At 68.8% G+C, this 24,036-nt stretch carries 19 protein-coding genes; 11 read left to right on the forward strand and 8 right to left on the reverse strand.

Going from position 1 to position 24,036, the window contains the following annotated elements:
• Positions 1-199: 199 nt before the first annotated feature.
• From GA0070619_RS15510 to GA0070619_RS15545, 8 genes are all read right to left on the reverse strand, one after another.
• Positions 200-5,113, reverse strand: coding sequence for a DNA methyltransferase family protein (locus GA0070619_RS15510; protein ID WP_088948731.1), 4,914 nt, complete (start codon positions 5,111-5,113; stop codon positions 200-202).
• Between the two features lie 76 nt (positions 5,114-5,189).
• Positions 5,190-7,991, reverse strand: coding sequence for a helicase-related protein (locus GA0070619_RS15515; RefSeq protein ID WP_088948732.1), 2,802 nt, complete (start codon positions 7,989-7,991; stop codon positions 5,190-5,192).
• A gap of 13 nt (positions 7,992-8,004) precedes the next feature.
• Positions 8,005-9,066: a serine/threonine-protein kinase gene (locus GA0070619_RS15520; RefSeq protein WP_088948733.1), complete on the reverse strand. Its 1,062-nt coding sequence runs from the start codon at positions 9,064-9,066 to the stop codon at positions 8,005-8,007.
• A gap of 195 nt (positions 9,067-9,261) precedes the next feature.
• Entirely contained in the window at positions 9,262-9,672 is a 411-nt protein-coding gene (locus GA0070619_RS15525; protein WP_088948734.1) for a hypothetical protein, read from the reverse strand.
• Complete coding sequence (locus GA0070619_RS33110; RefSeq protein WP_231927481.1) at positions 9,672-11,045, reverse strand: WXG100 family type VII secretion target; 1,374 nt, start codon at positions 11,043-11,045, stop codon at positions 9,672-9,674. Before GA0070619_RS33110 ends, GA0070619_RS15525 begins: the two co-directional genes overlap by 1 nt.
• 5 nt (positions 11,046-11,050) lie before the next feature.
• Positions 11,051-11,383: a hypothetical protein gene (locus GA0070619_RS15535; protein ID WP_088948736.1), complete on the reverse strand. Its 333-nt coding sequence runs from the start codon at positions 11,381-11,383 to the stop codon at positions 11,051-11,053.
• On the reverse strand, positions 11,373-11,801 hold the full coding sequence (locus tag GA0070619_RS15540) for a YbaB/EbfC family nucleoid-associated protein (protein ID WP_088948737.1): 429 nt from the start codon (positions 11,799-11,801) through the stop codon (positions 11,373-11,375). Before GA0070619_RS15540 ends, GA0070619_RS15535 begins: the two co-directional genes overlap by 11 nt.
• A gap of 187 nt (positions 11,802-11,988) precedes the next feature.
• A complete protein-coding gene (locus GA0070619_RS15545; RefSeq protein ID WP_231927433.1) occupies positions 11,989-13,914 on the reverse strand; it encodes an N-6 DNA methylase in 1,926 nt (641 codons plus the stop codon).
• An 84-nt stretch (positions 13,915-13,998) separates the two neighbouring features.
• Between GA0070619_RS15545 and GA0070619_RS15550 the strand changes: the two genes are divergently transcribed.
• From GA0070619_RS15550 to GA0070619_RS15595, 11 genes are all read left to right on the forward strand, one after another.
• Positions 13,999-14,568, forward strand: coding sequence for a DUF4352 domain-containing protein (locus tag GA0070619_RS15550; RefSeq protein WP_088948738.1), 570 nt, complete (start codon positions 13,999-14,001; stop codon positions 14,566-14,568).
• Positions 14,569-14,650: 82 nt separating this feature from the next.
• Positions 14,651-15,367, forward strand: coding sequence for a hypothetical protein (locus GA0070619_RS15555; protein ID WP_088948739.1), 717 nt, complete (start codon positions 14,651-14,653; stop codon positions 15,365-15,367).
• Positions 15,368-15,394: 27 nt separating this feature from the next.
• Positions 15,395-16,213 (forward strand): ribonuclease HI, encoded by an 819-nt coding sequence (locus GA0070619_RS15560; RefSeq protein WP_088948740.1) that lies wholly within the window; start codon positions 15,395-15,397, stop codon positions 16,211-16,213.
• Positions 16,214-16,305: 92 nt separating this feature from the next.
• A complete protein-coding gene (locus tag GA0070619_RS15565; RefSeq protein ID WP_088948741.1) occupies positions 16,306-18,759 on the forward strand; it encodes an AAA family ATPase in 2,454 nt (817 codons plus the stop codon).
• Positions 18,756-18,890: a hypothetical protein gene (locus GA0070619_RS33830; protein WP_269458507.1), complete on the forward strand. Its 135-nt coding sequence runs from the start codon at positions 18,756-18,758 to the stop codon at positions 18,888-18,890. Before GA0070619_RS15565 ends, GA0070619_RS33830 begins: the two co-directional genes overlap by 4 nt.
• 90 nt (positions 18,891-18,980) lie before the next feature.
• Complete coding sequence (locus GA0070619_RS15570; RefSeq protein WP_088948742.1) at positions 18,981-19,172, forward strand: hypothetical protein; 192 nt, start codon at positions 18,981-18,983, stop codon at positions 19,170-19,172.
• 36 nt (positions 19,173-19,208) lie between these two features.
• A complete protein-coding gene (locus GA0070619_RS15575) occupies positions 19,209-19,601 on the forward strand; it encodes a DUF4190 domain-containing protein (RefSeq protein WP_088948743.1) in 393 nt (130 codons plus the stop codon).
• 167 nt (positions 19,602-19,768) lie between these two features.
• The gene (locus GA0070619_RS15580) at positions 19,769-20,500 is read left to right on the forward strand and encodes a hypothetical protein (RefSeq protein WP_088948744.1); all 732 of its coding nucleotides are present in this window, start codon (positions 19,769-19,771) and stop codon (positions 20,498-20,500) included.
• A 214-nt stretch (positions 20,501-20,714) separates the two neighbouring features.
• On the forward strand, positions 20,715-21,191 hold the full coding sequence (locus tag GA0070619_RS15585) for a hypothetical protein (RefSeq protein ID WP_088948745.1): 477 nt from the start codon (positions 20,715-20,717) through the stop codon (positions 21,189-21,191).
• Positions 21,192-21,231: 40 nt separating this feature from the next.
• A complete protein-coding gene (locus GA0070619_RS15590; RefSeq protein WP_088948746.1) occupies positions 21,232-23,034 on the forward strand; it encodes a glycoside hydrolase family 15 protein in 1,803 nt (600 codons plus the stop codon).
• Positions 23,035-23,094: 60 nt separating this feature from the next.
• Complete coding sequence (locus tag GA0070619_RS15595) at positions 23,095-23,931, forward strand: aldo/keto reductase (RefSeq protein ID WP_088948747.1); 837 nt, start codon at positions 23,095-23,097, stop codon at positions 23,929-23,931.
• Positions 23,932-24,036: the final 105 nt, after the last annotated feature.

The following is a 24,036-nucleotide window of genomic DNA, read 5'->3' on the forward strand; positions in this document are numbered from 1 at the left end:
TGATCATCCAGCGCTCCCTGCGCGGCGACCTGCACTGCCGCCGTCTTGCCGTCGACCTTCACGGAGGTGTGCGGCCCTGCAGGCCGGCCGAGTAGCCGCGCAACAGGCCTCAGTGGTCGTGAGGTGCCGTCCGGCCTGGTGCTTCTGGTGGTTACTCGTAGCCATCTGCTCTACTCCGAAAGTGGAAGAGAGTAGCGGGCTACGACGGCTGCCAGCCCGCCTCGATCGCATCCTGAAGCCGCTTACTGAACACGGCATGGGCCTGCCGATACTCGTTCTCCCGATCCGCCTTGTAGAACGGCACCGAGTATCCCTCAGGTACCGGATTCCGCTCCGGGTCATTCCGGTATGCGGCCAGCTGCTCGTAGTGCTCCTTTTTCTGTCCGTACCCGAAAGCGTGGTGCACCGCCGCAACTCTGCGTCCAGCTCCATCGAACCACATATTGGCCTCATAGTCAGACATAATAGGATAACGGGATCGGAGAGTTGCTAGGAGGTCTTCGATTCCTATTCCTAACCAAACAGCGACGAGCGCGTCAATCTCGACAGCAGCAGCTCTACGTTCATACTCAGTTCGTAGTGGTATCGTCCATTCCCAGTGTTCAACGACGTCGGCACCAATCGGGCGCAGTCCTGACCACTCCACAGCCCAAGTGAAATTTGGCCAAGTGTGCTCGTAAAGCTCATGCCACAAATCGCCATACGCATCAGTCAAACAATTCAAACGAAGCGTGCGAAGCAGCAGGTCAGCAGCCAGTGGGTGGTCCGCGTCCGGACTAGGCATCATTAAGGCACCCGAAACATCGAAGTTCGATGCGCCGATAATCCTAAGAATATAGTCGAGTGGAATTGACGACCAGAACCCGGCCGTGAGAGCGGTGAGGTAATTCGAGGATAGAGCCATACTCCTCAGTGAATCGATGTGAGCAGGACCAGGTGGAACGAGAGCAGCGAAAAGCGAGCGCTCCGAGTCGAATGCGATCATCTTACGCCACGTCAGACGATAGTGGTCGGTATAGTGTCGCCCGCCCCAGCGATCGCGGGGCGACGGGCTCACGACCTCGGGATCAGTCAGCGCATAGCACGTTCGGGGAACGAACCCTTCATCCAACTTCGTTAAATCGTGCGCAACCCAATCTTGGCCGTTACGGAAAGGATTGTTTGGCTCTTTCACGAACGGCGTTGCGACACCAATGTGAGTGCCTTGCAGGACCACCTCCTTTAGCAGCTCCACTCGACCCACGCCGTGCCGAATAAGACCCTCCTTTTTTGCGTTAGCTTCATCGTAACCACGGCTGATGCGAGGACTGAAAGCAGCAAGCCGACGACTGAACCTAGAAAGAGCAGCGATCGCTCGACTCTCTTCGAGCGTGATTGGATAAGCGAGATGAGTATGCAATATGGGTTCGTCCAGCTTGCCACGCAACTGTCGCCAGACGCCTAGCATTTCTTCGTTGACCGTTGTCATCCTTGATCGATGGGGGCGCAGATCCCATCGGCCCTTGTACTTCTGTCCGGGCGCTTCCCCCGACCCATCGTGATCAAGTGACGCGACTAAAGTAGCCGGATCAAATAGCCAGCTAACATGCTGGAACTCAGTATCCTTCTCGCGGCCATACACGTGGATCCCAAACTCAGTATTAACATGAATGTCGGGAAATACGCCACGCCGGTTGTGGAAATGTGCGTGAAACCTCAGATGCTTATAAGTCGCAGCTCGAAGCCCGCCTTCCTTAATTCCCCCGAAGTGCGTGTCGGGGTGCACAAGTCCGGCCGCGCCATCAACCCCAAGGTTTCTCCACACCTGACACATGACGGCTCGATAGAGGTCAGGTTGCGTCCCTGCCAACAAACTGTACGTCGCGGCGTTAACAAGGAAGGCAACCGCCCCGGAATTCACCGTCAATTCCGAACAGTAGTAGGCGTGGCTCGCCTCCTGCCCAAGGAGCAGGGACCGTCGATGCTGCACTGTTTCTGTTAACGGCTTCTGAACGAGCCTAAACCACGGTTCACGTTCGGCGAGGACCGCATCCGCTTCCCAGCGCGGCCTAACCCACGGCGGATTGCCAACTTGGAGGTCGAAGCCGCCCTTAGCGAACGCTTGGGCGAAGGTCAACTCCCAGTGGAAGAAGCCCTGCCGTCCGGAGATCTGATCGGCAGCGAGTAGCCAGGGAAAGCGGTCGGAGAGCGTCCAAGGCGAGTCGACGCCGATGACGCCGTCGAGCTTCCGCTCGAACTCAGTAATCTCGCTCAGGCTGGTGAGCGTCCGGCCGTAGAACCTCTCGGTGTTCTCGTCCACATCACTACGGCCGATGAGCGCCTCGGCAAAGGTCAGCCAGTCATCCAGGTCGGACAGCGGCACCTGCCGCCGGAGCTGTTCCGCCACCGTCATCCGCCGGGTACCAATCGGCTTGGTAGGCAGCTTCATCTGCTGCGGCTGCACATTGCCGAAAATGTCCGGTGTCTCGTAGACGGCCGGTTCCTCGTACGCCGGCTCGTCCTTGATGTGCGACACCTGGACGGGCGCGGCCGGGTAGGCCGGATCCGAGCCGTCAAGCAGCCCAACCTTGTCGAGCGGCCAGAACCACAGCGCGCACCAGACGTCCATGAGCGTCTTGAGCCGCCAGTACGGCGTCCCCGGCGCGGTCAGGTCGGCGAGGATCTCCTCCCGGGGCACCGCCTCAATAACGGGAGGCAGGTCCTCAGCACCCCAGACCGCGATGTCGCGGCGGATCTCCCGCTCGGAGATGTCGAGCCGCTGCTGCACCAGCCCCCACAGGAACTCCACCCGCCGAGCCAGCGCCTGCAACCGCTGGACCTGCGAGTTCCTCCCCTTGGCGGATGGCGTGCGCTTCATCGCCGTACGCCAGGCTTTCAATCTCGCGGTCTCGGCCGGCGCCAGCTCGCGGGCCTCCTTCTCACCCGCGACCGCGCCCCACCCGTCGGCGGGGAGCAGGAAGTGATGGATGGTGCCCTCGTCGATCGGCCCGTCCCGGAAGGGCTGTTCCTTCGGGGCGGTGGTGAGCCACGACTTGTCGGCGAGCTGCTTCGCGGTGTAGGTCTTCCGGCCGGCGCCGATGAGCGAGTTGCCGCGTTGCAGGTGCAGGCCGAACCAGGGGGCCTGGAGGCCGGCGTGCATGACGTTGAGCCAGAGCGACACCTCGGCCAGCTCGACGGCGGTGCGGTTGAGGTCGACGCCGTAGCTGTTGTGCAGGGCGATGTACGCCTTCACCCGCTGGAGTTCGAGGTGGTATTGCTCCGGGTCGAGGGTGACCTCACGTTCCTTCTGGCGGCGGCGCAGGTATTCGGCGGCGACCTGGTTGATCGCCTCGTTGAGGAACGCGCCGGAGCCGAGCGCCGGCTCACAGATGGTCCAGTCCAGCAGTTCGCGGGCCGGGGTGATCGTGTCGTCCTGGTCGAGGCGGTACTTGAGGGCGAGTTGGACGGTGACCTCGGTCAGCGACTGCGGGGTGTAGTAGGAGGCACTGGTCTGCCGGTCCCGGCCGGCAAGCCGGTAGACGAACTGGCCGGGCTGGTAGCTGACCCGGCTGCGGACGCCGGTGTAGGCGTCTTCCTTGTAGACGAAGACACCATCGTCGTACTCGTCGACCTTGGAGGCCGGGATCATCCACGAGCCGTCCTTCGGGTCGCCGTTCTTGGCGACCTCGTAGAGCTGCTCGGTGGCGACGAAACCGGTGTACGACATCAGGCCCTCGTAGACCGCGCCGAGCTGGTTGATGCCGAGCTGGGCGTACGAGATGAAGCCGCCGCGGCGCTTCTTGCCGCCCTTGGTGAGCATCAGCCGGCGCAGCACCTCGTAGAGGACCTTGTTGCGCAGCCGCGTGTCGATCTTCGGAGCGTGCTCGTCGTCCGGGTCACTGCCCGGTTCGGCGATCAGTCGGCCGATGAGCTTGGTCTTCTCGGGCAGGAACAGGTCGGAGCGCATCGGCTCGAAGCGCAGCCCCTCCCCCTCGCTGGCCTTGTCCTCGACCTCCGCGCCGCCACGCGGCCGGTGACCCTCGTTGACCATGCGGAACAGCAGGTTGAGTGACTCGTACAGGTGGGTGCCGTCCTCGGCGGAGGGGGCGAGGCGGCGGGAGACGAGGTCACCGAGGCGGGCGAGGCTGTAGCCCTCGACGTACTGGGGGTCGTTGACCGGCAGCACCCCCAGTTCGGGACGCGCCTCGGCATAGAGCAGGAACAGGATCCGGTAGAGGTAGCGCAGCGACTCCCGGCCCAACTCCTTGGCCAGCTCGTCGAGGTCCATCACCTGCTGCGGGTGGTAGCCGGCCCGCCGGATCTGGTCGAGGACCTCGTTGGCGATGAGTTCGACGGAGACCTTCAGGCCCTCGCGGAGTTCGCTGGAGACACCGACGGCGTGCTGGCGGGAGCCGGCCACCAGGTCGGCGAGGGGTTCGGTGCCGCCCTCGGCGGGTGGGCGCAGCGAGTCGGCGCCGAAGAGCGCGGCGACGACGTCGAGTTCCTTGTCGTCGTTGCGGGCGTACGCGGTGTCGAGGCTGACGGCCAGGTAGCGGCCCTCACCCCAGACGGTGCGGTCGGCGAGGGTGATCACGCCGCCGCTGAGGATCAGCACGTAGCGGGGCTTCGGACTGTCGGCGGCGAAGAGCAGGGAGGCGAGCTTGGCACCCGTCTCGATGCTCTCGGTGCTCGACAGGGTGAGCGGGTCGAGCAGGCGACCGGCGTCGTCCGGGTCCTGCGCCGCCTCGGTGTCGACCGCCCAACCGCAGTCCAGCGCGACGATGCCGTGCGCGGTGGTCAGCTCGGCGTGGGCGACGTGGACCTCGTACTCCTGGCCGTTGCGCTCGACGGTGATGGTCTGCGGCTGCGGGTCGAAGCCGAGCGCCCGCAGCACGTCCTGGTGCTGCTTGCGCAGCCGCTCCGGGTCGAAGAAGTCGGCGTCGGTCAGCTCGGTCTTGGCGTCGAAGTACTGCCGACGCATGCCGCGCAGCCCGGCGCGTGGCGTGACCCGGTTGGCCTTCTCCTGCTCGGCCCACTGCTTGAGCAGGCCGCCCTTGAGGGTGGTGGGCAGGATCTCGGCGAGGTAGTGCGCGGAGAGGTACTCGCCGCGGTTCGTCAGCGACTCGAAACTCATGCCGGCACTCCGCTACGCTCCGTGCCGCCCTGAGGCACCATCGCACTCAGCCTGATGATTCGCTCGCTACGCTCGCTCATGCGGCACTCTCCTGCGACGGTACGAGGACGGCGAGCACCCGTAGTAGCGGGTCGCCGGCGGTTTCCAGGCGGTCGAGCAGGTCGTTCTGCTCCTGGACGGTGGTGTCGACGCGTTGGCGTCGCTTCTCCCTGTGCGCGCCGGGCAGCTCATCGAGGAGGCTGGCCTGCCGGAAGGTCCTCAGCTGCTCGCGGTGCCGCTGCAACGGCTCGGCGTTGGCCTCGGCCCACTCGGCGCGCTTGCCCTCCAGATACTGCCGGGCAACCTGGACGGCCTCCGGCAGCAGATCCTTGAGCGGGTCGATCGCGATGGCCTCGGCGCGGTTGACCATCGCCGGACCGACGTTTGCCTCGCGCAGCACGTCGTCCATCGGTCGGATGGTCGGCGACGCGGGCAGGTCGGAGACGGCCATCCACTGGACGACGGTGGGTTGACCGAGGCGGTTGGCGTAGACGCCCTGGATCAGGAACGTCGGCGCGGTCACGTCGGCGGTGAGCACCGGGGCCTGTTGGCGGCCGAGCCGGATCAGCACCTTGTCGACCAGCCAGTCGACCATCGGGTGCACGTCGCTGAGGAAGGCGATGTCCGGCCACATCGGGGTCTTGCTCTGCCGGGCCTGGTCGAGTTTGCGCTGGGCGAGCGCGCGGTCGAAGGTGACCTTGAGTCGCAGGTCCTCGCCCTCCCGGTGTGCCCGCAGGTAGGTGCGGGGCAGGTCGGTGAGCCGGTGCACCAGGTCGTCAGGGGCGAGGAAGGTCATCAGTTCGTCCTCGCGGCGCAGGTCGATGTGGTCCTCGGGCCGGTCCTCGTAGATCTCGTACAGGGCGGCGTCGACGAAGTCCTGCGTGGAGTCGAAGAGCTTCGGCACCTTTGCGTGGGGCACGTCCGCCGCCACGGGAGCGGTGCCGACGTCGGCGAAGAGGTCGGCCATCACGTCGACCTCGGCGTGGGCAGCTTCGTAGGACTCGTCCACCGACTTGCCGGCGAGCAGGTCCCGGACCAGCCGGTCCTCCTCGGCCTTGGCGTCGTACTGGCCCGTCACCGCCTCGACGCTGCCGAGGCTGCGGTGGGCGGTCTCCTCCCGGTTGAGCAGCTTCTCGGCGACCGTGCGGTCGTCCTTGGCGTCGTCACGGTCGGAGGTGAGGATCAGCGCGCGGAACTGCGGTTGGTGCTTCTGCCCGTAGCGGTCGATCCGGCCGTTGCGCTGCTCGATCCGGATCAGGCTCCACGGGATGTCGTAGTGGATCAGATGGTGGCACTGCTGGTGCAGGTTGACGCCCTCAGAGGCGACGTCGCCGGTAAACAGCAACCGGACGTCGCTGCCGGCCAGCTCGAACTCCTGCAGGATCGTCTGCTCGTCCTTGTCAGCCACACCGCCGTGCAGCACCCGGATCGCGTTCGGCTTGAGGCCGAGCATTCCGGGGACGACCTCGGCGAGCCACTTGATGGTCGGCACCCGCTCAGAGAAGACCACGGCCCGGGTTGCGCTGTTCTTGCCGACGCCGATCTTTCTCAGCTCGTCGACCAGCCCCTTGAGCTTGCTGGAGTCGGTGTCGGTCATCGCCGAGGTCAGCTCCGCGAGCCGGTCCAGGGCCGCCCGCTCGGTGCCGGTGGCCTTCTTGCGCCGGTTGGTCACCGTCTCGTGCAAGGCCCGGTGCGAGGACAGAAACGACTTCAACAAGGTGTACGGGAAGAGTCGGTGCTGCCCCGTGATTGGCTCGTCGGTCCACTTGCCGGCCAACCACACATCGGTCAGTTCGTCGAAGATCTGTTCCTCGATCGAGGTCGCCGTGCAGTGCAGGGCCTCGGACGGGCCGCGGTCGGCCCAGCGGTCGCCGATCTGGTCGCGTACCTCCGGGCTGATCTTCGTGCGGCGCAGGTAGAGGTGCGCGATGTCGCTGGCCTGGTAGTCCTTCTCGTTGGCGATCGCCGCCGGGTCGAGCAGCGAGATCAGCTGCGCGAACGACTCCTTGTCGCCGTTGTGCGGGGTCGCGCTCGCCAGCAGCAACGCGTCGGTCTTCGCGGCCAGGCGGCGGGCCAGCTCATTGCGCTGGGTGCCCTTGTTGATGAGGTTGTGCGACTCGTCGATGACGACGGCATCCCAGGTCGTGGCATCGAGGTGATGGCCGAACTGGCCGGCGTCCTTGAGGGTGTCGACCGAGATGATGGCCCGTTTGAAGTAGGTGAACGGGTTACGCCCGGCGGGGATCTCCTGCTGGATGCGCTGGATGCCGGTCGAGTCGAGCCGGACCAGCGGAATCGCGAACCTGGTCCAGAGCTCCCGCTGGAACTGTTCGAGGACCTGCTGCGGCGAGACAACCAGGATGCGCTCACCTCGGCCCCGGCGGATCAGCTCGGCGAGGATCAGCCCGATCTCCAGGGTCTTACCCAGGCCGACGACGTCAGCGAGCAGGATCCGCGGCCGCAGGCCGGACAGGGCCAGTTCGACGGGTCGCTGCTGGTAGGTCAGCGGGTCGAGCAGGAACCGGTCGGCGAGGGCCAGCCCGCGCTCGGTGCGGGGCAGTGGAGTACGCCGCAGCACGGCCTCCAGGAAGAGGCGGCTCTGCCGGAACCGCGACGAGGTGTCCTGGATGAGGTCCGTCTCCTCGGGCACCAGCGGCGTGATGTCCTCAAGCTTGGTGAAGAAGGTCGCCTCGACGTCCTGCACGAACTCGGAGACGCCGACCGCCTTCACCATCGTGCCGTCCGCGGTGCCGGTCTTGACGCTGCGGATCAGCCACTCCTCGTCGCGGACGACGATGCGGGAGCCCGGGGCGAAGGTCGCGGCCTGGGTGGTGGTCATCGGTGGTGCCTTCCTACAGGGTCGAGCGGCGGGCGTACTGGCGGCGCATCTTGTCGACGAGCCACGTCACATCGGCTGGCGCGTTGGGCCGCTTGGCGTCGACCTTCGTGGGTGTCGTCTCCGGCACCGGTACGGTGTCCGACTCGATGACCGGCGTGCCCTCCGGGTCCTGTAGCGGATCATCCAGGTCCGGAGGGACCAGCAGCTCCGTGCCACCGTCGTAGGTGAGTTCGGCGACTTCCTGGCGCAGGCCGTGGACACTCTTGCCGCTGGCAGCGGTGGCGACCGCGAGCAACCGCGCGCGAACGTCGGTCAGACCGGGTCGCGCCGTGGGGTCGAAGGCGAGCATCGTGCCGAGCAACTGCACCAGCTCGGCCGGCACCTCGGAGAGGTCGGGAAGGTCGCTGGGCTCGCTGATGCGCAGCAGCAGGTTCCAGGAGTTCGTCGGCGGGTAGAGCCCACGCCCGGTCAGGGCGAAGACCAGCGTCGCGGCGAGGGCATAGACGTCGACCGCCGGAGTGAGGTCTCGCTCACCCTTGACCTGCTCGGGCGACATGTAGGCGGGAGTGCCGACCAGGGCGCCCGGCTCGGTCAGGTAGTCGTCCCGCTCGATCAGCACCGCCAGGCCGAAATCGATCAGTTTGGGGCCGTCGGGGCCGAGGATGATGTTCTGCGGCTTGAGGTCGCGATGCAGCAGCTTGACCTGGTGCACCTTGGCGAGACCTTCGGCGAGCATCGCTCCGGCCATGGCGGCCAACGGCAACGGAAGCGGCCCTCGTGCGTCGACATGCTGTCGCAGTGTGGCGCCGGGGACGTACTCCACGGCGAGCCAGGCCGGATTCGCGTACGGGTCGGCGCCCTCAAGGCGGGCCACCCGGGACCCGAAGACCAGCTTGAGGCTGTCGACCTCGGCGGCGAACCGCTCGCGCACCGTCGGCGCCTCAATCAGGTGTTGCTTGATCACCTTTACGGCGACCCGCTCGGCGGTCGGCGACACCGCGAAGAACACGTCGCCCATACCGCCTGAGCCGAGCGGCCGGACCAACTCGTAGCCGCCGATTCTGCCCAGCGTCATTCGTCCCCCTCACGATGACACCCGCCAAAACTGCTCGTCTGCCCTGTCGGCTTGACGCATGGCGGACGCATGACCGTACAACGTTGAACTTCCGACGAGGAAGTGTCCGAATGGCGGTTCCTGTGAGACGTTGAATCCAAACTTCAGACGACTCGATGCGCCGCCGTCGGATATCTGACGACACCAGAAAGCTTGTCAGCTGTTCCAGAACATCAGGTCGCGGGCCTGCCGCGAACAAGCCGTCAACTCCGGCACATCCCTCGAAGGGACGACGTAGTCACGCTCGCGGATGAGCGCGAGGAAATCCGCCGGCAATGCGACGCGGTGACGCCGCACGTAGTAGGCGAGGTCCTTCCGCCAGAGCCAGTCACCGTCGGTCATAACGGTCGAGCCGTTCATCACCTGCCGGGTCGAGTCGAAGGCGTCGTTGGCGACGTCCATCACGTCGATGAGGATGTGTCCCGAGTTCAAATAGCTGACCACCTGGGTGAGGTCGGGCAGTTCCTCGTCGGCGACGCTGTCGAAGATGCTCTCCTGCGGCTCGGCGGAGCGGACCGGTCCGAATTCGCGGAACATTCCCGCTGCCTTCAACTGACCGCCGCTCATCAACGCCCACCATTCGGGTAGAAGGTCTTCCACACTCCGTCGCCCCGGATCACCGGGGTCTGCCCCACGGGACCATACCGGTCGACACCGACCGCGTCCGTCGGCGCTGTCACCGGCACCCCGAGGGCGTCGGCGACCTGTTGCGCCGCTGGTGGCACGCCGGCTTCGGGGGCGACGGTGCCGGTGTGACAGGAGACCAGCCGCACCGGGCCACCGTCGTAGTGCGGGTTGGCGCGGATGGCGTCGGCGATCTGCTGTGGGTGAGTGAAGTTGGCAGGGTGGTCGGCACCGTCAGCGCCCACGAGGCCCGGCCGGAACAGACCGGTGCGTTCGCCGTGCACGACCACATCGTGATGGCCGGGGATCGGTGCCACGGCGTCAAAGTTGCGCATCGTTGCGCTGTCGTAGCCGATCGCCGTGCTGTTCGGGCGGTGGTAGACCGGATCTCCCGCCGGGAGGTTCGCATCCGGCGGTGGCGGCGTCTGCGGATGTGCGGAGGGGTCCTCCCAATCCGACCGGCGCCCCATCGAATCCAGGTCCGGCTCTCCCCAGGCCCCTGGGCGCCCGCCGGGTGTGGCGCCGTTCGTCGGGCTGGCCGGGTCGGCCCGGGCCGCCCGCCGCAGGAGGCCGTTCAGCTCGTCGATCAGGTCGCCCAGGCGGCTGAGCAGCGGGGCCAGCCGACGAAGGCTGCTGATCAGGGCGCTGATCAACCTGCCGATCCGCGCCGCCCACTTGGCCACCAGGCTGCTCACCTGGGAGATCACCAACGGAGTCGCGATGCCCAGCGTCGCGCCGGCCTCGGCCAGCCAGAGCGGCAGCCGGACCGCCAGCACCGACACGAAGTCCGCGATCAGGTCCCGGACCAACTCGCGGACCAGCGCCACCAGCAGCCCCGCGCCCTCCACCAGCGAAGCGATGCCGCCGGCAGCTCGCGCAATGCCTTCCATCGCCCGCACCTGGCCCGACATGTGCGCCCGGTAGGCGCGCGCCGAGGCGCCATCCCACTCGGCGAGCTGCGACGAAATGGCCGCCTGCAGATCAGCCGCCGCGTCGGTGCTCTGCTTCGCGACGTTGCGCCACGTGGCCGCGTACGCGTCGATCTGATCCGGGTCGCCGGCCAGCCAGTCCAGCGCGTCCGAGAGCGGCTTGACGTGTTCAAGCAACCAGCCGACGCCCCAACTGACCAGCGAGCCGAGCGGGTCGAGCACGGTGGCCAACGCGTCCATCGAGGTGGCGACACCACCGATCGTCGAGTCGATCCAGCTTCCCGACTCGATGCCTGCCACGGTGTCCGTGACGTCCTCCACCAACCCGAGCCCCGTGTACCACTGGGTCGAGTCATGGCGCTCCACCACCAGCGGGTTGGCCGCCATGTCGGTCACAGCGGCAGTTCCAACCGGCCGCCACTGTCGGCAAGTCGTCGTGCGCTCGCCGCGTCGGCGGCTTCGGTCGCGGCAGCAACCGCCCGCAGGTTGGCTGCCGCCTCACGCAGTGCCGTGGCGGATCCTCCGAGCGCTGTCACCGCCCTGTCCGCCACCGGGTCGATCAACCGAGGCAGGAACCCGCAGATCTGCCCGTACGCCTCAGCGCCCATCTGCACGTACGCCGCCGCTCCACGAGCGGCTTCCATGCTGTCGGCGATGTCGTTGACCGTCGCGGCGTGCCGGATCACTGCCGCCACCGACATCTGCATCTCGGCGTCACCAGCCATTTCCGGCGTCCCGCTCCCACCGATCGGGCTGCTCATCGGCGGGTTTGGGGAACCGCCTAGCGAAGGTGTCGGTGACCGCCCGCCCTGTCTCCGAGTCGGCGCCGACGGTGTCGTGCACCGCAATGCTCACCTGCTCGGTCAACCCGGCCTGTGCACGGGCGATCGCGGCCATGATGATGCTGGCAAGTTCGGCGCCGGGTATCCGCTGAACGCGGTCGTCCAACCGAAGGTCTGTCAGCGCCCCCGAGGCAGCGACTGTCACGCGCACCGCACCGTTTGCGCCGACCGCCGACGACGCGATGGTCGCGACCCGGTCCGACAGATCGGTGGCAGCCTCAGCTCGCGCCGACAGCTGGGCTGCCCAGGCATGCATCAACTCCTGTGTCGCGTCCGGATCTTGACTTAGCAAGTCCGCCACCTCCCCCGCGACGCATCTCGGCGCCGTCGTTCGACCGACGCCTTCCCGCTCAGCCCTCCACTGTGCACCACGACCGCGATGGACGCTGCCCCTCAGCCGTCACGTGCAGAGTCGGCAGGAACCGGCCAGGGGCCCCGAACGGTGACTCAGCACGCCGGACCGTGTGGTTGGCGGCCAGCACGGCCCCTCATCGGACGGCGTCGTCCGGCCGCACGACCCCCCGCGCCAACCCGTCAGCGGTGAGTTGCACCAGCTCCGCCCCCAAAACCGCAGTCTCCCGCACCGCCGCCTCAAACGCCTCAAGCCGCCGAAACGCTGCCCCGTAAGCCCGCTGCTCGTCCAGCGGCAACCGCCGCACCTGAGCCCGCCGGATGTCGAGCCGCATCGTCCCGGACAGGCTCGACGACTGCTTCTCGTTCGCCGACGTCCGCAGTTGACCGGCCAGGAACCACGGATCCAACGCCGCCGGATTGGGCCGCAACAGGTACAGGTTGCGCCCCAGCAGCGCCCCCTCGGCGGTGACCACCCGGGCAGTGAGTTGCCGCGCGATCATCGGCACCACCACGTCCCCGACAGCAAGCGGGATCTCCTGCCCGAACCGGTCGTCGACCCGTCCGGACGCCTCCACACCGGCGAGCACGTCCGGCACGGTGAGCACCGGCGGCCCGTCGGGCGCGGGTGCGGACGTGCCGGCGCGGACCGGGCCGATCAGTTGAAGGGCCCCGGTCTTCGCCAGCTCCCCCACCGTGAGGAAGAGGCCGTCCGCCCCGTCGGGAGCGGGTGTGACCTGCGGTAGCAGCGCCGGCAGCTCGCCGACGATGGCGGCCAGCCGTTCTCTGGTGCGTACCAGATGCTCTCCCGTTGCCTCGCCCACGACGGCGGGTTGCCGGCGCGCGGGGGTGAGGTCGACGTCCTCGTCGAGCAGTTCGATGACCGGGACCGCGCGGGCGAACCCGGCCTCCTCGACGTCGCCGTCCGATGCGGCGGCGAAGGCCCGCCACGCATTCAGCACGCGCGGCGCGGTGTCGGCCAGGTCACCGCCGGCGGCGTCGATCAGCAGCGCCCGCGCTGGTGGCGGCGCGTCGGTCGCGGCGCGTCGCAGCACCCACAGGTGCAGGGGTACGCCGTGCGGCGCCGCCACCCCCGGTGGAAGCGCGATGACGGCACGCAGGTGGCCTCGGCGCAGCAGTTCGCCGCGGATCCGTTTGCCGGCGCGCCGGCTGGCGACAGTAGGTGGCATCAGCAGGACGGCGTGTCCGCCGACCCGCAGGTGGGCCAGGGCGTGTTGCGCCCAGGCCAGCTCCGGTTCGGTACGGGGTGTGGTGCCGACGATCCAGCGGGGGTCGTGGCCGAGTTCCTCGTCGCCCCAGTTGGTGGCGCCGAACGGTGGGTGGCAGACGACGGCGTCGACGGTTCGGCCGGCAAAGGCGTCGGTGCGCAGCGAGTCCCCCGTGCTCACCTCGCCGGACACGTCGTGCAGTGCCAGCCACAGGCTGGCGAGTTTGGCCAGGTCAGGATCGAGTTCCTGCCCGTACACGGAGGTGCTGCCGGCGCGGACGGCGGCCCGAAGGATGGCGCCGGAGCCGGCGGCCGGGTCGAGCACTGAGCCGCCGCCGACGCTGGCGAGCCCGATCATCAGGTCGGCGAGGTCGTCGGGGGTGGCGAAGGGGCGGCCGGGGCCTGGTGCGGAGAACCGCTGCCACAGCTCGTCGAACGCGCCCTGCGCGCCCAGCTCGTCGGCGAGGGCGTCGACGTCGGGCAGGAGTGGGGCGAGCTGTGCATCGGGGTGGCCGCTGCGGGAGCCGCGCTGTCGGGCCAGCAGGAAAGCGCCGACCGCGGCGAGACCGGCGGCCGGGGAGTCGCTGGCCGCGGCGAGGTGGCGCCAGAGCCGGTCGGCGGTGGCGAGCTCGGGGAGCTTGCCCTGGGTGCGTAGCCACTGCTCGACCTGGATCAGGTCGAACTCGGGGCTCGCCGTCGTCCCGCCCACCGGGGCGGGGAAGTCGGGATGCCGTTTACGCCAGTTGCTGACCGCAGCGCGACCGACGCCGGCGAGCCGGGCGATTTCCGCTGCCGTGATGGTCGGGTTCTCCTGCACGCCGAAAGTCTCGCACATCTGTCAAGCACGAGATTGTCTGTTGACAGTGTTGTCGGACGATGCTCTTATTGACCCCGCAACGCTCACTTCAGGAGGACAACGATGCGCAAGACCACGACTCTCGCTCTGATCGCCACCGGTCTCATCGCCCTGGGCTGCGGCTCCGGTGCCGCCGACAAGGCGAGCAGCTCCAGCGGCGACGAGGGCGGCACCAAGGCCGGCACTTCCACCAGCGACAAGGGCGACGCCAAGGGCGAGGAGAAGCCGGCGGCGACCGCCAAGATCGGCCAGCCGGCCCGCGACGGCAAGTTCGAGTTCACGGTGAAGTCCGCCAAGTGCGGCGTCGCCAAGATCGGCAACGACATGCTCGGCCAGAAGGCGCAGGGCCAGTTCTGCCTGGTCACGGTCAACGTGAAGAACATCGGCAAGGAAGCGCAGATGTTCGACGGCAGCAGCCAGAAGGCGTACGCGGCCGACGGCACCGAGTATTCCGCCGACTCCGGCGCGGCCATCTACGCCAACAAGAACGCCGAGACGTTCCTCAACGACATCAACCCCGGCAACCAGGTCAACGGCGTCGTGGTCTTCGACATCCCGAAGAACGTCAAGCTCACCAAGCTCGAGCTGCACGACTCGATGTTCTCCGGCGGCGTCGACGTCACCCTCGGCTGACCTCTCTCACCGGACCCGGGGCGGGCAACCACCGCCCGCCCCGGCTGTTCACAGCCCACCTGTTCACAGAAGGAGCCTCGCCATGACCGACCCGACCACCCCGAAGCCGCCCGACCCGCCCACCGAGCCGCCGCAGCCCTCGATGTCGCCTGTAGCCAGCCCGACTCCCGGGGCCAACCTGGTCGCCGGCCCTGGCACCGCCACCCCCGAGAAGCGGTCCAACGTGCGAGCCTGGGCGGTCGGCGGCACCGCACTCGCCGTCATTCTCTTGTGTGGCGGCGCTGCCATCGGCATGTTCAACGGTGACGAACCGAAGACGACCGCCAGTGCCACCAGCTCGCCTGCGGCAACTCCTACCAGCGCGACGCCGACGCCGGTCGCCCCCACTACTGCGGCCCCGACCAGCGCCATCCCGAGCCCTACCAAGGCTGCACCGCTGCCGAAGCCGAAGCCGCCGTCGTACAAGACGCTGACCGAACGGCAGTGGAAGCTGATCGCCAAGGACCCGGACGGCTACCTGGGGAAGACCTACGTCGTCTACGGGCGGGTCACCCAGTTCGATGCGGCCACCGGCACCGACAGCTTCCGCGCGGACGTCGCCCACCGCCGAATGGCCGAAGACTACGACTACGAGACCAACACCATCCTGAACGGGTCCGAATCCGATCTCGACAACCTCGTCGAGGACGACATCTTCCGCGCCAACGTGACGGTCCTCGGCTCCTTCAGCTACGACACCCAGACCGGCGGCGAGACCACTGTCGCGCTGCTCCAGGTCGACTCCATCAAGGTCCTCTGAACTCGCCCTGAGACGTGAGGAGGCGTCGTGCGCCCCGATGAGTTCCTCCGCGCCCTGACCCAACTTCCCCCGCCACTGCACGAGCGCGTCCTCATCCTTCGCCCCTACACCCGCGCCACACGTTGCGACGACTGCCAGGGCATCGGTGATGCCGTCCACCTCGCCCTCACCGCCGCCCACTATGACGAGCTGACCTCGGCCGGCGAACTGCTCGACGCAGCCGAGCGGCTCGCTGCCGAGCACGCCGAGCATGTCCCGCCGCGCCCGGACCAGCAGCGCGGGCGCGGCCAGGTAGTCCGCTGGGCGCAGGCGTCCGGCCCGCTGGTGGCCGCAACCGACGCCAGTTGGAAGGGCCGCGCCGGTGGCATCGGGTACGTCGTCAGCGATGGCCGTTACGGTCTGCTCGGGCGGGGCACCGGCCGGCTCGACCCGACCGGCAGATCCCGGGTGCTCGTCGACGAACTGCGCGCGGTCGACTATCTGCTCACCGGGTATGACGAGGTGCCAGTGGGCATGAGCGTGCTGCTGGACAGCCTGACGGCCGTGCGGTATCTGCACCGCTGGCAGGGCGGCGAAACCGATGCGATGCCCGCCGGATACAACCTGCGGCAGCGCCGCTGGTCGGATCAACCGACCCTGGTCCGGCTCGCCGACCAGGTGGCCAACCGACCCGACCTGACCTTCGCGCACGTGAAGGGCCACAGCGGCCACCCGCTCAACGAGGCTGCCGACGGACTGTGTCACATGGCCCGCCGCCGGCGGGAGGAGTCCTTCGACCTGCGTCCTCGGGCGCACGCCCTGGTCGACGCGTTCCTGCACGACTGGCACGCGAACGCCACGGTCTGACCCGCGCAACCGCGGTAGCCCGCACATCCACCGCTCCCCCGGGCGGGCCGACAAGTCGTCGGTCCGCGGACACCACACGCCTGGAGACCACCATGAACCAGCCTCCGCAGTCCACCGCGCCCCTGATCGAGCTGATCTTCGAGCGGCTTGCGGCCGCCGCTGACGTACCGACCGAGACCGCCGAACTGGTCCTCGCCGCGCTGACCGGCGAGGACGACCTGGCCGCCGCCCTCGCCGGCACCCCCACCAGGCTCGACCCCCGCTCCCCCACCAGCGACGGTCCAGCGGAACGGATCTGGCTGAAGTCGGTGACCGTTGCCGGGTTCCGCGGCGTCGGCCCGGAGCGAACCCTCCAGGTCGACCCCGGCCCGGGCCTCACCCTGGTCGTGGGCCGCAACGGCTCCGGCAAGTCCAGCTTCGCCGAGGCCGTCGAGCTCGCCCTCACCGGTGACAGCGCCAGGTGGGCCGACAAGACGAGCGTCTGGCGTACGGGGTGGCGCAACCTGCACCGCCCGGACCCGTGCTGGGTCGACGTGGAGCTGCGCGTCGACGGGGTGGCCACGCCGACGCGGGTGAACCGTGCCTGGCCGGTCGGGGCCGAGCTGGCCGACGCCGAGGTGACCGTCACCAGCGCCCGAGGTCGACACACCGGCCTCTCCGAGTTGGGTCTGGCCCGGCCGCTGGAGCTGTACCGGCCGTTCCTCACCGCCGCCGAGCTGGGCAAGCTCGCCGCTGGCACGCAGAGCCAGCTCTTCGACGCGCTCTTCGCGATCCTCGGCCTGGACGCGCTCACCGACGCCGACCAGCGTCTGCTGCGCGCCGCCCGGCCACACGACACCACCATCAGGGAGGTACGCGCACAGCGCACCGCCCTGGCCAACGCGCTTGCGGGGATCGCCGACGACCGGGCCCGGCGGACCGCCGCGCTGCTGGGCGGCCGGGGTGCGGTCGACCTCGCCGCGGTGACGGCGATCCTCGACGAGCCGGACGAGGCGACGGCCGACCGGGAGGTGCTGCTCTGTCGGGAGCTCGCCGCTCTCGACATGCCGCCGGTCGACGAGGTGAACCGGCTGGCCGGTCAGCTGCGGGAGGCGGCGGCTGAGGCCGTGCGGTATGACGGTGGCCGGTCGCGGGCCGCGCTACGCAGCGCCGAGCCGCTCCGTCTCGCCCTCGAACACCACGACGACGAGGGCGACGGGTCGTGCCCGGTGTGCGCCGCCGGCACCCTCGACGGTGGGTGGCGTGCCACCGCCGCGCAGTCGCTCACCGAGCTGCGGCAGCGCAGCGTCGCCGCTCAGACGGCGACGACCCGGTTGACGGCTCTGCTGCGGCAGACGCACCACCTGATCGACGACCTGGCGGTGCCCGAGGGGCCGGGGTCGGAGGTGTCGGTCGGGGCGCTGCGCGATGCCGTGGCCGCGCTGCGACGCGTACCCGGGAAGCCGGCCGACCTGGCCGACCACCTGGCCGCGCGGTACCCGGCGGTGGTGACGGCGGCGGACGCGGCCCGCGCGTACGCCGAAGGGTTTCTGCGGCAGCGCGACACCGGTTGGCGGGCGGCGGCGGCCGACGTGCGCGAGTGGGTGGCCGCCGTCGGCGGCCTGCCGGCGCGGGAGGCGACGCTGACCCGGTTGAAGGCCGCGCGCGCCTGGCTGAAGAACACCGGTACGGGGATCCGCAACGAGCGGGTCGAGCCGTTCGCCGGGCACTCCCAGCGGATCTGGGCGCAGCTGCGGCAGGAGAGCAACGTCGAGTTGGGCGCTATGACGTTGGAAGGCGCGAACACCCGACGGCGGGTGGTCTTCCCGGTCAGCGTGGACGGCGCCGACAACGGCACGGCGCTGGGCGTAATGAGTCAGGGTGAGATGCAGGCGCTCGGGCTGGCCACCTTCCTGCCGCGCAGCTGCGCCCCGGAGAGCCCGTTCCGGTTCATCGTGGTCGACGATCCGGTGCAGAGCATGGACCCGTCGAAGGTGGACGGTCTCGCGCGGGTGCTCGCCGAGCTTGCCGAGCAGCGGCAGGTGGTGGTCTTCACCCACGACACGCGTCTGCCGGACGCGGTGCGCCGGCTCGACCTGGGCAAGGCGCGGATCATCGAGGTGACCCGGGCCGAAAAGTCGGTCGTGACCCTGCGGCCCGGCTCCGACCCGGTGACCCGCTACCTGGACGACGCCCACGCGTTGGCGCGCAACGAGGAGATCACCGCCGAGGTACGCGGGCCGGTGGTCGCGGAGCTGTGCCGCTCGGCGCTGGAGGCGGCCTGCCACCGGGCGGTCTGGCGGACCCGGGTGGCGCGGGGCGTACCGCACGCTGACATCGAGAGCGCGATCGAGGACGCGTCGCGGCGGGTCGCCACCACTGTCGCTCTGGCGGCGTTCGATGACGCCGACAAGGGCGGCGACGTGCTCGGCTGGCTCGGCCGCCGGCACGGACGACGGGCGGTGAACGCCTACCAGGCGTGTCGGGAAGGCGTGCACGGGGCGTACCTGGCGGACCTGCCCGGACTGGTCGCGGACGCCCGCTTCCTCGCGGCGGCGTTGTCGTGACCGCGCCGACGCCACAGCGCTGCCTGGCGGCGGCCGACCAGTTGCTGCGCGGCACCGGTCTGCTCGGCGGCGCCGCGGTCACCGCGGGCTGGTGGCCGCGGGCTGGTGGCCGCGGGCCTGCGCCTGCCTGATCCGGCTCGCCCTCGAAGGCGGCATCGACGGCTACTGGCGGCGGGTCAAGCCGACCGTGGCGGCGTGCCGGCAGGGTCGCGAAGCAGTTGATGCTGCGCGGCCGGCTCGGCCCGGGTGCCGAAACCGCCCGTCGGGTGGCCTTCGCCTGGGCGACGTTGTCCGCCGCCACGCACCACCACTGCTACGAGCTGGCCCCCACGGCGGCGGAGCTGCGGCGGCTGCACACCGAGGTGAGCACCCTGCTCGAACAACTGGAGCCCACGACGCGCGCCACGAACTGACCTCCGACAGACGACACGACCAAGAGGGATGCCACCTTGTCCTACCAGCCCGGATACGACCCGACCCGACCGCAGCCGCCGATCTCGGCCGTGCCCGCCGGCCCCTACCCTCCGACCCACTACCCGCCGCTGCTGCCCCAGATGGTCGTACAGGCCGCGCCGTCGTCCGACCTCGCCACCGCGTCGATGGTCCTCGGCATTCTCGGTTTCCTCGGCGGCTGGTGCCTGTTCGGACTGCCGTGCGTCCTCGCCGTCGTCCTCGGCCACATCGGTCTGCACGAGACCCGGGACGGCAGGAAGTCCGGGCGGGGCATGGCTGTGACGGGTCTGATCCTCGGGTACGTCTTCGTCGGCCCGATGATCGCGCTCACGGTCCTGATCTTCTTTGGCGGTGTCATCGGCGCCGCCGCCCCGATGGCGAACCCGTGAGCACGGAAGCCACCGCCAGCCGAGGCGACGTCCCAACCCGCGCGTGTGATCTGTTCAGTCATTCGCGTGTGGACACTACGCGCGATGAGGTACCGCTCCGGATGAGCCGGGGTGACCACGATGACACCTACTGTGATGCTCCCGTTATCGATCATGAAGGTTGTGAGATGGCGCCTGAGGCTGAGGAACCCCAGAACGAAGATCCCACACGCGACGACCGCGACGCCCTCGATGGACCGGTTCCGGAAGCGGCCGTACGTGGGCAGAGGGTCCTTGACGTCCTGGACAAGGCAATCACCCTCCAGAGCCCACTGGTGCGAAAGAACATCGCCCGGGCCCGCCAACGAAACCCAGAGGCGACACCAGCGGAGGTGATCCGCAATCTGGAGCGGATGTACGTCAGCGCCCTGGCCGGGACGGGCGCTGCGGTTGGAGGAGCTGCAGCTGCGCCGGGCGTCGGCACGGGGGTCGCACTGGCACTGTCGGCCGGCGAAGTCCTCTCGTCACTTCAGCTGAGCGCCCTCTTCGCGCTCTCGGTCGCCGAAGTCCACGGAGTCCGCATGGACGAGGTCGAGCGCCGCCGAACGATCGTCATGGGGATCATGCTCGGCGGATCCGGATCCGCCACCATCACCAAGGTCGCCGAGCGCACCGGGCAACACTGGGGACGTCAGGTTGTCGCCAAGGTGCCCATCGAAACGCTGCGTCAGATCAACAAGGTCCTGGGGAAGCACTTCATCACGAAGTACGGGACCAAGCAGGGAATCATCGTTCTCGGTCGAGCGGCGCCGTTCGGCATCGGCGCTGTGATTGGTGGTGGCGCCAACGCTGCCCTCGCCAGTTTGGCTGTGCGGGCCAGTCGTCGCGCATTTGGCCCACCTCCGCCGTCCTGGCCATGACTGACGCGGCCGAGTTGCCCGTCCAACTGCCAACAAGTCAAGGGACGTCTGGGCGAGCAGGTCAGCGTGACGGGTCCGGTGGCTTATGGTGAGAAACCGGGCGGTCCTCGAAGCCGGACGAGGCGGGTGTCCGGTCCGGGCCGCGGGTTTCACGCTGTTCGACCGGAGGGTGGACCGATGACGGAGAACGCCCGCGACGTCGACGACTGTTGAGATGGACTGGGCCGGATGGGCGTTGTTCGGGTTGGTCGCCACCGCGGCGCTCACCGCGGCGATGATCACCGCTCAACTGGCCGGTCTCACTCGGCTCGACCTTCCCCTGGTGCTCGGGGCCTTCGTCACCGGGGATCCCGACCGGGCCCGGGTCGTCGGGTTCTTCCTCCACCTCTGCGCCGGGCAGGGTTTTGCCCTCGGCTACGCGGCCACGTTCGCGCTGTTGCACCGCGCGACCTGGTGGATCGGGGCGTTGCTCGGGATTGTGCACGTCGGGATCGCGCTGACGGTGATTCTGCCGCTGCTTCCTGGTGTCCACCCGCGCATGGCCTCGCAACGGGCGGGGCCGGCCAGCACGGCGGTGTTGGAGCCGCCCGGGCTGTTCGCCCTCAACTACGGCATCCAGACCCCGCTGGTCACGGTTGTCGTCCACGTCGTCTACGGGGTCTGCCTCGGGCTGCTCCTGCAGGCCAGGTGATCCGCAACCCGCTGGCGCGGCTCGTCGAGGAGCGATCTCCATGACTGGCGGGCCACCGATCAGCGACTACGGTCTGTTGGGCGACACGCGCACCGCCGCCCTGGTCGCGAGTGACGGCGGGATGGACTGGCTCTGCGTACCACGCTTCGACGGCGACCCCCTGTTCGGTCGGCTGGTCGGGGGCCCGGACGCCGGAACGTTCCGGGTCGGCCCGGCGCGGCCGGCCACGGTCGTCGAACGACGGTACCGGCAGCACACCGCCACTCTGGAGACCACCTGGGCGGTGGGCAGCGGCCGGCTCCGCCTCACAGAGGCGATGGTGGCCGAGGTCAGCGGTCGCCTGCTGCCCACGTCGCTGTTCGTGCGACGGCTGTCGGCCGAGCAGGCGGCGGTCGAGGCGGTGGTGGAGTTCGATCCCCGACTTGGCGCACGGCACCGCCGGCCCCGGGCCCAGCACCGGCGCCAAGGGCTCGTGTGTGAGTGGGGGGCGCTTGCGGTCGCGCTGGAGAGCACGCCCACGTTCAGAATTGAACCGGGTCGGCCAACCTCGATCACGGTCCGGCCAGGTCATCCGGTCACCCTCGTACTGGCCGTGGCCCACCGCGAACCGCTGATCCACGTCGACCCGACAGTGGCCTGGGAGCTGCTCGTCGAGGACGAAGCTCGTTGGCGGGCCTGGACCGCGGAGATCGACGAGCGGTTGCCGTTCCGGGAACACGTCGTACGAAGCCTGCTCACCTTGCGGCTGCTGACCTACTCGCCCTCGGGAGCGCCGGTGGCCGCACCCACCACCTCACTGCCCGAGGATCCCGGCGGGGGACGAAACTGGGACTACCGCTATGTCTGGCCCCGTGACGCCAGCATCGGCGTCAGCGCCTTCCTCAGCGTCGGCAAGACCGACGAGGCTCGCGGTTTCCTCGCGTGGCTGTTGCACGCCAGCCGACTGCAACGGCCACGCCTGCCGGCGCTGCTCACCCTGCACGGCAGGCACGTGCCAGCGGAACGAGAACTGTCCGGTTGGCCCGGCTACCTCGACAGCCTTCCGGTGCGGACGGGCAACGGTGCCGCCGGTCAGCACCAGCTCGACGGCTACGGCTGGGTGATCGACGCCGCCTGGGCGTTCGCTCAGGCCGGACACCTCCTCCACGCCGAGACGTGGCGGGCGGTGCGCGGTTTCGCCGACGTGGTCGCCGACTGTTGGCAGGAACCCGATGCTGGCATCTGGGAGGTACGGGAGCCCACCCAACACGTCCACTCCAAGCTCATGGGCTGGCTCGCCCTGGACCGTGCCCTGGCCATCGCCGACACGCACCACCTGCCGGACCGTCAACGTCGACGCTGGCAGGAAGCCCGGGATGCCATCGCCGCCGAGGTCCGGACGCGGGGCTTCGACCCGATGGCGGGCAGCTACGTCCGCAGCTACGGCTCGCAGGATCTCGACGCGGCCCTGCTCGTCCTGCCGCTGCTGGGGATGGACCGGGCCGATTCGCCCCGGGTACGGGGCACCATCGACGCCATCCGGGACCGGCTGTCCGCCGGCGGTCCACTGCTCTACCGCTACCCGCCCGGACGTGACGGCCTCCCCGGCACCGAGGGCGCGTTCCTGCCCTGCTCGTTCTGGCTCGTCCAGGGCCTTGCCCGCACCGGACGTCGCCGCGAGGCTGTCGAGCTGTTCCAGGCCATGGTCGACCACGCCAGCCCACTCGGCCTCTACGCCGAAGAGGTGGAGCCCGCGACGGGTGCCCACCTCGGCAACTATCCCCAGACGCTGACCCACGCCGCGCTCGTCCAAGCCGCACTCGCCATCCGAGATGCCCCCACTGGTGGTCCCGGATCTGCCTGAGGCACCGTCCTGGCGGCAGACACGGCCTGCGGGACGGCTCGCACGAGTAGGGTTCCGATCATGACGATTCCCCACCTGACGGCAGCCGACGGCACCACTCTGCCGGCGATCGGGCTCGGCACGTACCAACTGAACGGCTCGGCTGGTGTCGATGCGATCGGGCAGGCGATCCGGGCCGGTTACCGGTTGATCGACTCTGCGGTGAACTACGAGAACGAGGGCGCGGTCGGCCGGGCGGCTCGTGCGGCGGGTGACGTGCGCGACGAGCTTGTCGTCACCTCGAAGCTGCCGGGGCGGCACCACCGCCACGACGAGGCGCTGACCACCATCGAGGAGAGCGTGTTCCGCACCGGCCTCGACCGGATCGACCTGTATCTGATCCACTGGCCGAACCCCACTGTCGACCTGTACGTGCAGGCGTGGCAGGCGCTGATCGAGGCCCGCGAGCGCGGCCTGGTCCGGCACATCGGCCTCTCCAACTTCCTGCCCGAGCACATCGACCGGCTGGTGGCCGAGACCGGGGTCGCCCCGGTGGTCAACCAGATCGAGGTACATCCGTACTTCCCGCAGCAGGAGGCGCTCGACCACCACCGGGAGCACGGCATCCTCGTGCAGGGGTGGAGCCCGCTCGGCCACGGCAACGACCTGCTGCAGCACCCCGCCATCGTGGAGATCGCGACCGCCCACGGCGTCAGCCCGGCGCAGACCATCCTCGCCTGGCACGTGACCCGCCAGGTGATCCCGCTGCCCAAGGCCGCCTCCCCGCAGCGGCAGGCCGAGAACCTGGACGTCTTCGGCATCAAGCTCACCGACGGTGAGGTCGAGGCCATCACCGCGCTGGGCCGCCCGGACGGGCGGCTCGCGGACCAGGACCCCGCGGTGTACGAGGAGTTCTGATCGCCCTCGACCATGCGCGACCAGCACCACGGAGCGTGAGGTCTGAGGGATCGGACGCGGTGATGAGCGTGATGACTGTGAGGCATCAATATGCCTGTGAGTCAT

The sequence above is a fragment of the Micromonospora zamorensis genome (assembly GCF_900090275.1).
Lineage (GTDB): Bacteria > Actinomycetota > Actinomycetes > Mycobacteriales > Micromonosporaceae > Micromonospora > Micromonospora zamorensis.

Excerpts from the sequence above, each read along its gene's own strand:
- GA0070619_RS15585 (WP_088948745.1), top strand. The coding sequence starts at position 20,715 with ATGGACTGGGCCGGATGGGCGTTGTTCGGGTTGGTCGCCACCGCGGCG.
- GA0070619_RS15595 (WP_088948747.1), top strand. The coding sequence starts at position 23,095 with ATGACGATTCCCCACCTGACGGCAGCCGACGGCACCACTCTGCCGGCG.
- GA0070619_RS15545 (WP_231927433.1), bottom strand. The coding sequence starts at position 13,914 with ATGTGCGAGACTTTCGGCGTGCAGGAGAACCCGACCATCACGGCAGCG.
- GA0070619_RS15520 (WP_088948733.1), bottom strand. The coding sequence starts at position 9,066 with ATGACGCTGGGCAGAATCGGCGGCTACGAGTTGGTCCGGCCGCTCGGC.
- GA0070619_RS15570 (WP_088948742.1), top strand. The coding sequence starts at position 18,981 with ATGCTGCGCGGCCGGCTCGGCCCGGGTGCCGAAACCGCCCGTCGGGTG.
- GA0070619_RS15565 (WP_088948741.1), top strand. The coding sequence starts at position 16,306 with ATGAACCAGCCTCCGCAGTCCACCGCGCCCCTGATCGAGCTGATCTTC.
- GA0070619_RS15590 (WP_088948746.1), top strand. The coding sequence starts at position 21,232 with ATGACTGGCGGGCCACCGATCAGCGACTACGGTCTGTTGGGCGACACG.
- GA0070619_RS15535 (WP_088948736.1), bottom strand. The coding sequence starts at position 11,383 with ATGGCTGGTGACGCCGAGATGCAGATGTCGGTGGCGGCAGTGATCCGG.
- GA0070619_RS15515 (WP_088948732.1), bottom strand. The coding sequence starts at position 7,991 with ATGACCACCACCCAGGCCGCGACCTTCGCCCCGGGCTCCCGCATCGTC.
- GA0070619_RS15510 (WP_088948731.1), bottom strand. The coding sequence starts at position 5,113 with ATGAGTTTCGAGTCGCTGACGAACCGCGGCGAGTACCTCTCCGCGCAC.
- GA0070619_RS15580 (WP_088948744.1), top strand. The coding sequence starts at position 19,769 with ATGGCGCCTGAGGCTGAGGAACCCCAGAACGAAGATCCCACACGCGAC.
- GA0070619_RS15550 (WP_088948738.1), top strand. The coding sequence starts at position 13,999 with ATGCGCAAGACCACGACTCTCGCTCTGATCGCCACCGGTCTCATCGCC.
- GA0070619_RS15525 (WP_088948734.1), bottom strand. The coding sequence starts at position 9,672 with ATGAGCGGCGGTCAGTTGAAGGCAGCGGGAATGTTCCGCGAATTCGGA.
- GA0070619_RS15555 (WP_088948739.1), top strand. The coding sequence starts at position 14,651 with ATGACCGACCCGACCACCCCGAAGCCGCCCGACCCGCCCACCGAGCCG.
- GA0070619_RS33110 (WP_231927481.1), bottom strand. The coding sequence starts at position 11,045 with ATGGCGGCCAACCCGCTGGTGGTGGAGCGCCATGACTCGACCCAGTGG.